Origin of the sequence: Rhizobacter sp., assembly GCF_046595475.1 — a bacterium.
Lineage (GTDB): Bacteria > Pseudomonadota > Gammaproteobacteria > Burkholderiales > Burkholderiaceae_C > Rhizobacter.
In genome coordinates, this window is sequence record NZ_JBKJOQ010000010.1 from 87,467 (window position 1) to 99,879 (window position 12,413).

Annotated in this window: 11 protein-coding genes and 1 tRNA gene; 8 read left to right on the forward strand and 4 right to left on the reverse strand. The window is 65.8% G+C overall.

Going from position 1 to position 12,413, the window contains the following annotated elements; translation table 11 throughout:
• Nucleotides 1-3 precede the first annotated feature (3 nt).
• The 6 genes from AC30QB_RS02300 (at nt 4) to AC30QB_RS02325 (ending at nt 6,848) form a co-directional block, all read left to right on the forward strand.
• Nucleotides 4-1,431 (forward strand): FAD-binding oxidoreductase, encoded by a 1,428-nt coding sequence (locus AC30QB_RS02300; protein ID WP_489544573.1) that lies wholly within the window; start codon nt 4-6, stop codon nt 1,429-1,431.
• Between the two features lie 255 nt (nt 1,432-1,686).
• A complete protein-coding gene (rsmB, locus tag AC30QB_RS02305; protein WP_489544574.1) occupies nt 1,687-3,012 on the forward strand; it encodes a 16S rRNA (cytosine(967)-C(5))-methyltransferase RsmB in 1,326 nt (441 codons plus the stop codon).
• A 7-nt stretch (nt 3,013-3,019) separates the two neighbouring features.
• Nucleotides 3,020-3,631 carry a DUF4390 domain-containing protein gene (locus AC30QB_RS02310; protein ID WP_489544575.1) on the forward strand — a complete coding sequence of 204 codons (612 nt, stop codon included), beginning with the start codon at nt 3,020-3,022 and terminating at the stop codon, nt 3,629-3,631.
• 100 nt (nt 3,632-3,731) lie between these two features.
• Nucleotides 3,732-6,014: a sensor histidine kinase gene (locus tag AC30QB_RS02315; RefSeq protein ID WP_489544576.1), complete on the forward strand. Its 2,283-nt coding sequence runs from the start codon at nt 3,732-3,734 to the stop codon at nt 6,012-6,014.
• A 6-nt stretch (nt 6,015-6,020) separates the two neighbouring features.
• Entirely contained in the window at nt 6,021-6,713 is a 693-nt protein-coding gene (locus tag AC30QB_RS02320) for a response regulator (protein WP_489544577.1), read from the forward strand.
• A gap of 59 nt (nt 6,714-6,772) precedes the next feature.
• Nucleotides 6,773-6,848 (forward strand) — tRNA-Phe (locus tag AC30QB_RS02325).
• A 113-nt stretch (nt 6,849-6,961) separates the two neighbouring features.
• On the opposite strand, the gene AC30QB_RS02330 is transcribed toward AC30QB_RS02325, so the two are convergent.
• From AC30QB_RS02330 to AC30QB_RS02345, 4 genes are all read right to left on the reverse strand, one after another.
• Complete coding sequence (locus AC30QB_RS02330) at nt 6,962-8,365, reverse strand: HipA domain-containing protein (RefSeq protein WP_489544578.1); 1,404 nt, start codon at nt 8,363-8,365, stop codon at nt 6,962-6,964.
• Nucleotides 8,362-8,664, reverse strand: a complete 303-nt coding sequence (locus tag AC30QB_RS02335; protein ID WP_489544579.1) for a helix-turn-helix domain-containing protein — start codon at nt 8,662-8,664, stop codon at nt 8,362-8,364. The genes AC30QB_RS02330 and AC30QB_RS02335 overlap by 4 nt, the downstream gene beginning before the upstream one ends.
• Before the next feature lie 287 nt (nt 8,665-8,951).
• Entirely contained in the window at nt 8,952-9,341 is a 390-nt protein-coding gene (locus AC30QB_RS02340; protein ID WP_489544580.1) for a response regulator, read from the reverse strand.
• 32 nt (nt 9,342-9,373) lie between these two features.
• Nucleotides 9,374-9,889 (reverse strand): pyridoxamine 5'-phosphate oxidase family protein, encoded by a 516-nt coding sequence (locus tag AC30QB_RS02345; protein ID WP_489544581.1) that lies wholly within the window; start codon nt 9,887-9,889, stop codon nt 9,374-9,376.
• Nucleotides 9,890-10,173: 284 nt separating this feature from the next.
• Between AC30QB_RS02345 and AC30QB_RS02350 the strand changes: the two genes are divergently transcribed.
• Nucleotides 10,174-11,517 carry a histidine kinase gene (locus tag AC30QB_RS02350; protein WP_489544582.1) on the forward strand — a complete coding sequence of 448 codons (1,344 nt, stop codon included), beginning with the start codon at nt 10,174-10,176 and terminating at the stop codon, nt 11,515-11,517.
• A gap of 40 nt (nt 11,518-11,557) precedes the next feature.
• Nucleotides 11,558-12,364 (forward strand): LytR/AlgR family response regulator transcription factor, encoded by an 807-nt coding sequence (locus AC30QB_RS02355; RefSeq protein ID WP_489544583.1) that lies wholly within the window; start codon nt 11,558-11,560, stop codon nt 12,362-12,364.
• The last annotated feature ends 49 nt before the right edge of the window (nt 12,365-12,413 follow it).

Below are 12,413 nucleotides of genomic sequence, written 5' to 3' on the forward strand. Positions count from 1 at the left end.
CCCATGAATGCCGCTCTGCCCTCCCATGTGTTGCCGACCTTCGAGCGCCGACCTGTGCCCGCTGCCATGCGAGACGCCTTGAAAGCGCGCTTCGGCGAGCGCTGCTCCACTGCCCTGGCCGTGCGCGAACAGCATGGCCGCGACGAGTCGCCCTTTGATGTGGCGCCGCCTGAGCTGGTGGTGTTCTGCGAGAGCACCGAAGACGTGGCCTTCGTGGTGCAGCAGGCCGACGCGCATGCCGTGCCGGTCATTCCGTTCGGCGTGGGCTCGTCGCTAGAAGGCCATTTGCTCGCCGTGCAAGGCGGCGTGAGCATCGACCTGAGCCGCATGAAAGCCATCGTGTCGCTGCACGCTGAAGATCTGACCGTCACGGTGCAGGCGGGTGTCACCCGCACCCAGCTCAACAACGAGATTCGCCACAGCGGGCTCTTCTTTCCCATAGACCCCGGCGCCGATGCGAGCCTGGGCGGCATGGCCGCCACCCGCGCCAGCGGCACCAACGCCGTGCGCTACGGCACCATGCGCGAGAACGTGCTGGGCCTTACCGTGGTCACGCCGCAGGGCGAGGTCATACACACCGGCACGCGGGCGCGCAAGTCATCGGCCGGCTACGACCTCACGCGGCTGATGGTGGGCAGCGAGGGCACGCTGGGCGTGATGACCGAGATCACGCTCAAGCTCTACCCGCTGCCCGAGGCCATCTCGGCCGCCACCTGCACCTTCCCGAGCGTAGACGCCGCGGTGCGCACCACCATCCAGATCATTCAGATGGGCGTGCCCATTGCGCGCTGCGAGCTGCTCGATGCGCACGCGGTGCGCGCGGTCAACCGCCACGACAAGCTGGGCCTGACCGAAGCGCCCATGCTGTTGATGGAGTTCCACGGCAGCGAAGCCAGCGTGGCCGAGCAGGCCGCCACGGTGCAGGTCATCGCGGCAGAGTTTGGTGGCCAAGGCTTCGAGTGGGCCACCACGCCCGAGGCGCGCACCAAGCTATGGACTGCTCGCCACCACGCCTACTTCGCCGCCTTGCAAATGAAGCCCGGTTGCCGCTGCGTTACGACAGACACCTGCGTGCCCATCTCGCGCCTGGCCGAGTGCATCAACCAGAGCGTGGCCGAGGTCGATGCCTCGGGCCTGCCGTACTTCATCGTCGGCCACGTGGGCGACGGCAACTTCCACCTGGGGTACCTGGTCGACCCCGCCATTCCTGCCGAGCGCGACATGGCTGAGCAGCTCAACCTGCAACTGGTGCAGCGCGCCCTGGGCATGGACGGCACCTGCACCGGCGAACACGGTGTGGGCCTGCACAAAATGGGCTTTCTGGTCGACGAGGCCGGCGCCGGCGCGGTGGCCATGATGCGCAGCGTGAAGCGCGCGCTGGACCCGAAGAACATCATGAACCCGGGCAAGATCTTTGAGGCTGCTGATTAGCGACGAACCTCAGCTCCCAATGTTGTTCGCTTAGCTCCGTTCGGCCTGAGGTATCGGAGGCCAGCGCAGTGCACGGGCGCACCCTTCGATACCTCAGGGCGAACGGAACTTGGCTGAGGCATGTCGCTGATCAGGTCGAGGCTTGAGGGGATCTGCGGCCGGGCCGAGTGCCGGGCCGCTCCCAAGCCGGCCCGCATCCCCTCGGGGGATCGGCTGGCGTATTCGCTGGACGAGGGGTAGACATAGACTCAAGCGGTGAATCAACCGTCTCTTCCACTTTCTCGCCTCATCTCCCACACGGCTGACGCCGTGCAAGCCGTGCGCGCCGGCCAGTCGCTCACCGAAGCCCTGGCCCGTTGCCCCGCTGAAGCCCGCCCCGGCACGCAGGCCCTGGCCTTCCAGGCCATGCGCCTGCTCGGCAGTGCGCAGGCCGCCCGCCAGCAGCTCGCCCCCAAAGCACCCCCGCCTGCCGTCGATGCCTTGTTGCTCACCGCGCTGGCCCTGCTGTGGCCCGATGTGAGCGAAGGCGCGAGCTTCACGCCGCACACCGTGGTCAACCAGGCCGTCGAGGCAGCCAAGCAACGTGCCAAGGCCAGCGCCTCGTTTGTCAACGCCGTGCTGCGCCGCTTTCTTCGGGAGCGCGACGCGATCGTCGCCACCGTGCAGGCCGACGAGGCGGCCCGCCACAACCACCCGCGCTGGTGGATCGACCGCCTGCAAGCCGATTGGCCCGCTCAGTGGCAAGCCGTGCTGGCCGCCGACAACCAGCGCCCGCCGATGACCTTGCGTGTCAACGCCCGCCGCGACACCCCCGCGGGCTATGTGCAGCGGCTCGCCGAGGCTGGCATTGAAGCCTGCGTGGCCGGCCCTCAGGCCGTGATGCTGGCCGAGCCCCAGCCGGTGCAGCGCCTGCCCGGTTTCGCTGACGGCGACGTGTCAGTGCAAGACGCCGCCGCCCAGCTTGCCGCCCCCTTGCTCATCGGCGCCGGACTGCCTGCCGGCGCCCGCGTGCTCGACGCCTGCGCCGCACCCGGCGGCAAGACAGCCCATCTGCTGGAACTGGCCGACCTCGACGTGCTGGCGCTCGACAGCGACGCCACCCGCCTGCTGCGCGTGCAGGAAACGCTGTCGCGCCTGGGCTTGTGCGCCCGCAGCCTGGCCGCCGACGCCCGCGAGCCCGCCGCCTGGTGGGACGGCCAAGCCTTCCACGCCATCCTGCTCGACGCCCCTTGCAGCGCCTCGGGCATCGTGCGCCGCCACCCCGACGTGCGCTGGCTGCGCCGCGCCACCGACATCGCCACCCTGGCACAGACCCAGGCCCGGCTGCTCGACGCACTCTGGCCGCTGCTGATGCCGGGCGGGCGCCTGCTGTATTGCACCTGTTCGGTCTTCAAGGCCGAAGGCCAAGCCGTGATCGACGCTTTTTTGCAACGCCAGAGCGGTGCCGCCCTCGCGCCACAACCGGCTTCTCCCGGTCACCTGCTGCCCCTGGCCGACAATCCAGACAACGGCGCCTCGCCCCTTTTCGGTGCATCGCCCGACTTCTTTTTCTACGCTTTGCTGGCCAAGGCCCCCACCTGACCCGCCCGTGCCCCGCACATACCAGACAAGCCTCATCACCACCTGCTTTGCCTTGCTCACCCGGTCACTGTTCACCTGGGTGCGCGCCTGGGCAGGGTTGAGCCTGTGCGTGCTGATGTTGGCCGCCAGCGCAGGTGTGCGGGCCGAGCCCATCAGCTTCGACAGCTTCGAGCTGTCGCGCAACGACGAAGGGCTGTTGCTCAGCTTCTCGGTGCGTTTCGAGCTGTCGCGCGCGGTCGAAGACGCGCTGCAAAAGGGCGTGCCGTTGTTCTTCGTGGCACAGGCCGATGTGTTTGGCGACCGCTGGTACTGGCGCGACAAGAGCATCAACAGCGTCAGCCGCACCTGGCGCCTCGCCTACCAGCCGCTCACGCGCAAGTACCGCGTCACCTTCGGCGGCCTGAGCCAGCACTACGACAACCTGGTTGACGCCATGGCGGCGCTCAGCCGCAGCGTTGACTGGAAGCTCGCAGACGCGTCCTTGCTTGACGACGGGCGGCACTACGTCGAATTCAGCTATCAGCTCGACACCACCCAGATGCCGCGCCCCATGCAAATCGGCATCGGCGGCCAGCCTGACTGGTCGCTGCGCATCGAGCGCTTTCGCCGCTTGAACTGAAGGCATGACAGCCCCCACGTCGCTTCACTCCGGCCCCCCGAGGGGTCGCTCAGCCGCCTTGGGGCGGCCCGGCGCAGGCTGAGATGCGCCGGGCGACGCCATGACCAAAGCCTCCCGCTGGGCCTGGATCGTTTCGCTGGTGGCCGTTACGGGCGCCGGTCTGGTGCTGGTGTTCCTGCTCTCGCTGGCCACCAACAGCCGCGGCCTCTACGAGCAGCACTACGTGTGGTTGTTCTGGGTCAACGTGGTGGTAGCCGGCCTTTTGGTGCTGGTGATCGGCATTGCCGGCGTGCGCCTGCTGCTGCGCGTGCGGCGTGGCAAGTTCGGCAGCCGTTTGCTGCTGCGTCTGGCGGCGGTGTTTGCGATGGTGGGGGTGGTGCCGGGCTTGCTGATCTACACCGTGTCATACCAGTTCGTATCGCGCAGCATCGAGACCTGGTTCGACGTGAAGGTCGAAGGTGCGCTCGACGCGGGCCTGAGCCTCGGCCGTGGCACGCTAGACGCGCAAGTCAACGACCTCGCCACCAAGACGCGCCTTGCCGCCGAGCGCTTGAGCGAGACCGCCAACCCAGTGCCCCCGCTGGCGCTGGAGCGCCTGCGCGAGCAGCTGTCGGCGCAAGAGATCACGCTGCTCGGTGCCAACGGCCAGGTGCTGCTCACGGCGGGGCGCGTCACCAGCTCGTTTGCCCCCGAGCGCGCCAGCATGGGCCAGCTGCGACAGGCGCGCAGTGCGCGCGTGTTTGGCCAGCTCGAAGGGCTGGACGAAGACAGCGTGGCGGCGTCGGGCGCAGCCCGCGTCCGTGCGCTGGCCTACATGCCCAGCAGCAGCTTCTCGTTGGGCGCGCAAGACCGTTTTCTCATGGTCACGCAGCTCCTGCCCAGCGCCATGGTGAGCAATGCCCTGGCAGTGCAGGCCGCCTACCGCGAGTACCAGCAGCGCGCACTGGCGCGCGATGGTCTGCGCCGCATGTACATAGGCACGCTCACGCTCACGCTGATCCTGGCGGTGTTCGGCGCCTTGCTGCTGGCCGTCACCTTGGGCAACCAGCTCGCGCGGCCGCTGCTCGTGCTCGCCGAAGGCGTGCGCCAAGTGGCGCGCGGCGACCTCACGCGCAAGCAGGTGTTTGCCTCGCGCGACGAGCTGAGCGGCCTGACCCGCTCATTTGCCGACATGACCGAGCAGCTCTCCGAGGCCCGCTCGCTGGTGCAGCGCAGCCTGGCCCAGCTCGAATCGGCGCGCACCAACCTGCAGACCATCCTCGACAACCTCACCGCTGGCGTGATCGTGTTCGACCGCGAAGGCCACATCGACACCGTCAACCCCGGCGCCACGCGCATTCTTCGCCTGCCCGTCTCGGCCTATCGCGGCCGCCGCCTCGACGAAGTGCCCGGGTTGCATGAATTTGCGACCGCCGTGGCGCAGCGCTTTGAGCTGCACCGCGGCAGCCCCGAAGCCGGCGAGCGCGACCATTGGCAAGATGCCTTCGACCTGCAGACCACCACCGCGCAAGGCCGCGAGAACGACAAAATCACCCTGCTCGTGCGCGGCGCGTCGATGCCGCATGCGGGCCAGCTGATGGTGTTCGATGACATCACCGAAGTGGTCTCGGCCCAGCGCGCCGAAGCCTGGAGCGAAGTGGCGCGCCGCCTGGCACATGAGATCAAAAACCCGCTCACTCCGATTCAGCTCTCGGCCGAGCGGCTGCAACACAAGCTCGAATCGAAACTCGAGGGCCTAGACCAGGCCATGCTCGTGCGCTCGGTAGGCACCATCGTCAACCAGGTGCAGGCGATGAAGACCTTGGTCAACGAGTTTCGCGACTACGCGCGCCTGCCGGCCGCCAAGCCGCAAGCACTCGACCTCAACGCCCTGGTCGCCGAGGTGCTCACGCTCTACGCCACGGCGCAAGAGTCGGGCCGCTTGCGCCCCGAGCTCACACCCGAGCTGCCCGCCATCATGGGCGACACCAGCCAGCTGCGCCAGGTCATTCACAACCTCGTTCAGAACGCGCTAGACGCCGTGGCTGAGCGCCCCGAGGGCTGCGTGCGTGTGCGCACTGAGATCGCCCGCACCGAGCAAGGCGAGCTGCGCGCCGTGCGCCTGCAGGTGATCGACAATGGCCCCGGTTTTTCCGAGAAGGTGCTCAAGCGCGCCTTCGAGCCGTATGTCACCACCAAGACCAAAGGCACTGGCCTGGGCTTGGCGGTGGTCAAGAAAATCGCCGACGAACACGGCGCCCGCATCCGCCTCGCCAACCTCGGTGCCAGCACCGCCGAGGGAGCCGAAGTGGCGGGCGCGCAAGTTTCGTTATCATTTTCTAAATTTGCGCCGGCAGACAGCACCCCCGCTGTCGTGGCAAACGCCGAAGCACGGGCGCACTGAGGATTCATGGCCACCATTCTTGTTGTAGACGACGAACTGGGCATACGCGCCCTGCTGTCAGAGATCCTGACCGATGAAGGCCACAGCGTCGAGCTGGCTGAAAACGCGGCCCAGGCGCGGGCGGCTCGCGAGCGTGTGCGACCCGACCTGGTGCTGCTCGACATCTGGATGCCCGATGTCGACGGCATCACCTTGCTCAAGGAGTGGGGCACTGCGTCGCTGCTCACCATGCCCGTGATCATGATGTCGGGCCACGGCACCATCGACACCGCCGTCGAGGCCACCAAGGTCGGCGCCATCGCCTTTCTGGAAAAGCCCATCACGCTGCAAAAGCTGCTGCGCGCCGTGGAGCAGGCGCTGGCCAAGCCTGCCTCACGCAGCGCCGCGCCTGCGGCCATGCTCACCCGCGTCGACTCCAACGTCACCATTGAAACGGTGATGACAGGCGGCAGCATGCTGCCGGTGGCGCCGCTGGTGTTGGGGCCGCAACCCGAGCAGATGTTCGAGCTCGACCGCCCGCTGCGCGAGGCGCGCGACGCCTTCGAGAAGAGCTACTTCGAGTTTCACCTCGCCAAGGAAAACGGCAGCATGACCCGTGTCGCCGAAAAGACCGGCCTGGAGCGCACCCATCTCTACCGCAAGCTCAAGCAGCTGGGCGTGGACTTGAGCCGAAACAAGCGGGGCGCGGGAGGCAACTGAAGACCCTGCGCAAATGGCTATAATCGCCGGCTCACGTTTGGTACCCCACACGTGACCTAGGCCTGGTAGCTCAGTTGGTAGAGCAGCGGATTGAAAATCCGCGTGTCGGTGGTTCGATTCCGCCCCAGGCCACCAAAGTTTTCATAGGAAGCCCCGTGCAGTCTGCTGCTCGGGGCTTTCTACGTTTAAGGCCTTCCTTCTACAAAAGGCGGTAGAGCGCTGGCTTGCGGGAAGTGCGCTTCAAGGCGTCACAGAAACTCCGCCTTTATCTTGGCCGCCTCGCCCGCCAGCCGGGTCAGCCGGGTCGCCTGTCCCACTACAAAATCTCGAAGCTGGCCCGCAAAGGCGCGCTCACCATCGTCGATGTAGTCATCCGCCAAGGCCTGTGCCGGCGCGTGCTCCACCGCTAGCTTGGCCAGCCGCGTGGCCTCGCGTTTGAGCAGGTTCCTGTCGACCCCGCATCGCTGCGCAAAGTCGGCGAGCTGAAACGCCCCCACCTCGTCCACCGAGAACGCATCGCCCCAGGCCATAGCCAACTCGTGGTCGATGCCTGGGTACTGCGCCAGGCTGACCAGGTCGTACCAAGGCGCCGGGTCGAGCCCCTCGCGACGGACGAAGAACGAGAAGTTCTTGCCGTGCGCGTCGGAGTTGCCGATGAGGAACTGGAACAAGGCCCATCGGAGCAGGGTCATGCGCGCCACGGCTTTGTCGACGGTCTGCTCTACGCGCTCGAACAGCATTTCGAAGCTCACGCCCTCCCGGATGTTGCGGACGTGCTCGCCACTCCCCAGGTTCCGCTCGTACTTGTAGCTCTCGGGCAGGTCTGAAGCCTGGCAGGCGTCGATGATGTGCAGGCGTTGCACTGAGGGCTCGTTGGCGCCATCCCCGGCGCCTGGCACCACAACCCGGTCGAAGCGGCGGACGACGAGCACCGGCGTCGGCGTTCGATAGATGCCGACCTCCGCAACGGGCAGCTTCATGCGCCGCGCCAAGGACATGCAGAAGTGTTCGTTGACGACCAGATGCGGCGTCAACAGACGCGCCGGGTCGGGCTTGAGAATGTGCGTCGATGCCAAGGGCGGCTCGACCAGGAACACATGGCCTCCGTCGCCGAGAGGGCGGTCCAGGTAGACCATCAGCTTGTCCTGCACGCCCGCAATCGACATGCGGACCTTGCCATCCCAGACGGCCAGAGGAATCTGGTCGCGCTCGGCAATTCGTCGGTCCAGTTCTTCGCGGGTCACTTCACGCGGCGGCTGGGCGGCGACAACGGGTGGCACTTCATCCGAGCGCCAGAACCGGAACGCCCCGGTGGTCTCGGTCCCCAGTGCGCTGATGAGCGCGTAGATGTTCGACTTTGAGACTCGGTAGGTCGTGGCCGCGATGTCGAGTGCGCGGCCCTCAGGCAGCAGGTTCTCCACGAACCGCTTTACGGCGCCGACCGCATAGCCGTTGGCTGCGGGTTGGAAGGGCAGCGCGGGCGAAAGGGGGAACGCGCCCGGCTTCGCGACCCAGTCCGCGTCGTAGCCCAGCGACCACCGGTCGTTCAAAGCCTCGTAGCCCAGCGTCGCGACCTTCTGACCATCGGCCCAGAGGTTGAGCGAGTGCGGTGCAACTGCGGCGCCAGAGGCCGTGCCGGTGGCCGAGTTCATGGCCGTTTCGGAAGCTCGACGGCGGCACGCGAGACGGACTGCATCGTCGGATGGCCCTTGGGCCCGAGCAGGAGTGCGAGCCCCAGGCCGTCCAACACCGCCAGCAGCTTGTCCAGTCGCACGGAGCCCTTGCCGTTCTCGAGGCGAGAGAGCAGGTCGACCGAGACGCCACTCAAAGAGGCTGCGTCGTCAATGCGTAGCGACTGCGCCCGACGACGGGCTCGGATGGCCGGGCCCAAGGCGCCGGTGTCCGTGATGCGCAGGAGTTCGGGCGGTGGGGATGGAGGGTTGAAAGTCATTTCGGAATTCCAGGGGTGAGGGCCTTCGGCTGGCTGTCAAAGGCGTTATTTCTTGAATTCCGAAATCATGCCACACCCATCCTCCTGCTGTTGAGGAATTCATTGAATTCCGAAATTAATGCCACATCTCCGGTCAGACATCATCGTCAACTTAAATTCCGAAACGTGCTGGCATGTCGCGGGCAGGTAGAAGCTGTCGGGACGGACATTTGCGAGGGCCCGCAACGAAAACGGCTCCCTTGCGGGAGCCGTTTTCGGTTGACAGTAGAAAGTGCCGTCTTGCGCGCTCAGTTCACCGTTTCAGAATCTGCCAGCCGAGTGCAATAGTGCAGCAACTCGTCAATCTCGTTCGACTTGTCGAACACGCAATCGGCACCCAACTCTAAACAGCGTGTGCGCATTTCGGGCGTGGCATGGTTGCTGAACACGACCCACTTCGCCGGCTTGTTGAACACCCCGGCCCCGGCTTTTAGTATGCCGAGGCCAGAGCCGCCCTTGAGGTAGATGTCTACGATGATGAGATCGCAGTTGCGGTGGTCTTCGATCCAACTCAGGGCCGTCAACTCGTCTTCGGCGGTGCCGACCACTTCTACTGGCACCGACTCTTCCAGCAACTCGATCAAGCTTTCGCGGATGACCGCGCTGTCTTCGATGATGTAGGTCTTGAGTGTGTGCATGCCCGTCTCTCCCTGGGGGGTGGCGGGCTGCATCAACGCATGCGCACTTCGCCGTGCGTCCCCATGTCCTTGGGGGGCTTGCCCGTCACGACAGCCTTGGCCATCGCAAAGAGCTGCACCAGCTTGCTCGACTTCACGTCCCAGTAGTTGGCGTGGGTGATCTGCACCTGCACCAGGGCCAGGTCGGGGTCGGTGGCGCCGCCCGGGAACCATGCTTCGTTGAATTTGTTCCAGAGCTGTTCTTTTTTGGCCAGGTTTTCCACCACACGCGCAGTTCCCGAGACGGAGACATAACTGTCCTTGCCCGGGTCGGAATAGACCACGTTGACGGTGGACTCAGTTTCAAGGTCGGCCACCGGCTCACCGGCGCGTGACATGAAGAACCACAGGCTACCGTCTTCATCGACTTTCTTGTTTTGCGTCGTCATGGGCCGCGAATGCAGGTGTCCGTTGCTGTGGCGAGTGGTGAACATGGCGAACTTGATGTTCTTGATCAGGTCCCACAGCTGCTCACGGGAAGAGCTTTCTTGGGTGTCGTACTGCGTCATAAGAATGTCCTTTAAAAAAGGGGTGGGTTGAGGGCCATTGAACTCCCCACGCGGCCTTGCCGCGATCAGCGATGAACGCCTATCTGTGTAGGAGGTGTCTGGTCTTGGCCTGAGGCCTTGCGCGGGCATCGGGCTGCCGCCGGGCGCCAATGGCTCCCCACCTGCACGGCTATTGAAGCCAGACGTGCGACGTTCGTCGGCCTGGCCGGCAGCCTGTCAGGGCGTTCTTTCGGCCTGTCGCCTGGCGCTGGCCGTGACTCTGCGGTGCGGCTTACAGTGGCTCCATGGCTACATCCCCTGCTTCCTCCCCCGGTCTGCCGGGGCTCTTTGCCGCCCTGCTGCGCGGTTTCGGCGCGTACGCGCGCTGGCTCGACAGCATCAGTTGGATTCGCTTCTTCGTGCTGGCGTTGCTGACGCTCATCGTCTCGGGCATTGCGGCCGAACTCCCCCCGTTCAACATCCGCTGGGGCGAAGACACGGTCATCTACAAGCCGGCGCGGACCGTGGTGCCGCCCAAGGCACCCAAGGCGCCAGAGCCTCCGAACCCGCCCGGGAGCGAGAAGGCCATGTTCGACCTCAAGGGCAAGAGTTACTCGGTCACCATCGACAAGAACGGGGTGCGCGTGGCGCCTGCTGCTGCCAGTGCACCCGCATCGGCAGCCAGCGGCACCGCCAACGTGCACATCGACCTCCCCGGCGTGAAGGTCGACATGCCCGATGCCGCCGCCAACGACGACGTGCGTGAGGCCATCGAAGAAGCCAAAGACGCCATCAAAGAGGCCATCGCCGACGCCAAGCAGGCCGTCGCAGACGCCGAAGAGGCCGCCAGCGAGCACCCCGGCATGCGCGAGATCCGCATCAAGGCTTTCCGACCGGGCGACCACATGCCCGGCTTTGCGTTTCTGCTGATCGTGATCTCGGGCATCACCAAGCTGATGGCGGCTGGCCGCTTCAAGGCCGAGGCGCAGGCCGTGGTCGCCACCGAGATGGCCGAGAGCGAGGCTCTCAAGCGCCAGGTGATCGAGGCCCGCATGGCCGCCATGCAAGCGCAGGTGGAGCCGCACTTTCTCTTCAACACGCTCGCCAGCATCGACCACCTGATCGAGACCGACCCGCCGCGCGCCAGCAAGATGCAAAAGAACCTGATCGCGCTCTTGCGCGCCAGCATGCCCACCATGCGCGAGGCCAATGCGCAGGGCGCTCGTGACCTGGGGCGAGAGCTCGCGGTGATACGGCCTTACCTCGAAATCTTGAAGGTGCGCATGGAAGACCGCCTCGCGACCGACATTCGCGTGAGCGATGGCCTGCTGTCGGCCGAGTTCCCGCCGATGATGTTGCAAAGCCTGGTCGAAAACGCCATCAAGCATGGCCTGGAGCCCAAGCCCGAAGGCGGCGCGCTGACGGTCAGCGCCGAGATCGTGCATGGCAAGCTGGCCGTGACCGTGGCCGACACCGGCCTTGGGTTCGGCAAGGCAGCCACCGCCGGCACCGGCATCGGCCTGCCCAACATTCGCGAGCGCTTGCAGCTGCTCTACGGCACCAGAGGCAGCCTCACGGTGGCGGAGAATCCGGGCGGCGGCACGTCGGTGACGATCACCGTGCCTTACAGCGCGCAATCAAACAGTTGAGGTCACTCGCGTTTTCGCGGGAATGACAAGGGAGACAGCGATGAGCATTCGAGCAGTCATTGCAGACGATGAACGGTTGATGCGCGAGCAGTTGCGCGCACGCCTCGCCGAGGCCTGGCCCGAGCTTGAGGTCGTGGCCGAGGCCAAGAACGGCCTCGAAGCCGTGGAGCTCACGCGAGCGCACCTGCCCGACATCGTGTTTCTCGACATCCGCATGCCCGGCCTCACCGGCGTGGAGGCCGCGCGCCAGATCGCGCAGATCCCCGACGAGCAGGAAGACTGGCCCGGCTGCGAAATCGTCTTCATCACCGCTTACGACCAGTACGCGGTCGAGGCCTTCGAGCAAGGCGTGGTCGACTACGTGCTGAAGCCCGCCGAGCGCGAGCGTTTGCAGCTCACCGTCGAGCGCATCAAGAATCGCCTCACCCAGCGAGCTGCCACGCAAGAGCCGCCGCCCTCGGCCGGCGCCGACATGCAGCAGCTGCTGCGCAAACTGGCGGGCCAGCTCACGCCTGGTACGCAGCGCCTCAAGTGGATTCAGGCGACGGTGGGCCAGAGCATCCAGATGATTCCGGTGGAAGAGGTGCTTTTCTTCATCTCCGACGAGAAGTACACCCGCGTGCAGACGGCCGCGGTCGAAGCGCTCATCCGCAAGCCCATCAAGGAGCTGATCGACGAGCTCGACCCCGAGCTCTTCTGGCAGATCCACCGCTCCACGCTCGTCAACACCAAGGCCATTGCCGGCGTGAGCCGCGACATGCGCGGCCGCCAACTGGTGAGCGTGAAAGGCCACAACGAAAAGCTTGAGGTGAGCCGCAGCTTCACCGGCCTGTTCAAGGGCATGTAGGCGGCTGTGAGACCAGGCACTGCGCGCTGGCTTGGCGTGTGCGCAGGTG

Excerpts from the sequence above, each read along its gene's own strand:
- AC30QB_RS02315 (WP_489544576.1), top strand. The coding sequence starts at position 3,732 with ATGACCAAAGCCTCCCGCTGGGCCTGGATCGTTTCGCTGGTGGCCGTT.
- AC30QB_RS02300 (WP_489544573.1), top strand. The coding sequence starts at position 4 with ATGAATGCCGCTCTGCCCTCCCATGTGTTGCCGACCTTCGAGCGCCGA.
- AC30QB_RS02350 (WP_489544582.1), top strand. The coding sequence starts at position 10,174 with ATGGCTACATCCCCTGCTTCCTCCCCCGGTCTGCCGGGGCTCTTTGCC.
- AC30QB_RS02335 (WP_489544579.1), bottom strand. The coding sequence starts at position 8,664 with ATGACTTTCAACCCTCCATCCCCACCGCCCGAACTCCTGCGCATCACG.
- AC30QB_RS02345 (WP_489544581.1), bottom strand. The coding sequence starts at position 9,889 with ATGACGCAGTACGACACCCAAGAAAGCTCTTCCCGTGAGCAGCTGTGG.
- AC30QB_RS02320 (WP_489544577.1), top strand. The coding sequence starts at position 6,021 with ATGGCCACCATTCTTGTTGTAGACGACGAACTGGGCATACGCGCCCTG.
- AC30QB_RS02330 (WP_489544578.1), bottom strand. The coding sequence starts at position 8,365 with ATGAACTCGGCCACCGGCACGGCCTCTGGCGCCGCAGTTGCACCGCAC.
- AC30QB_RS02340 (WP_489544580.1), bottom strand. The coding sequence starts at position 9,341 with ATGCACACACTCAAGACCTACATCATCGAAGACAGCGCGGTCATCCGC.
- AC30QB_RS02355 (WP_489544583.1), top strand. The coding sequence starts at position 11,558 with ATGAGCATTCGAGCAGTCATTGCAGACGATGAACGGTTGATGCGCGAG.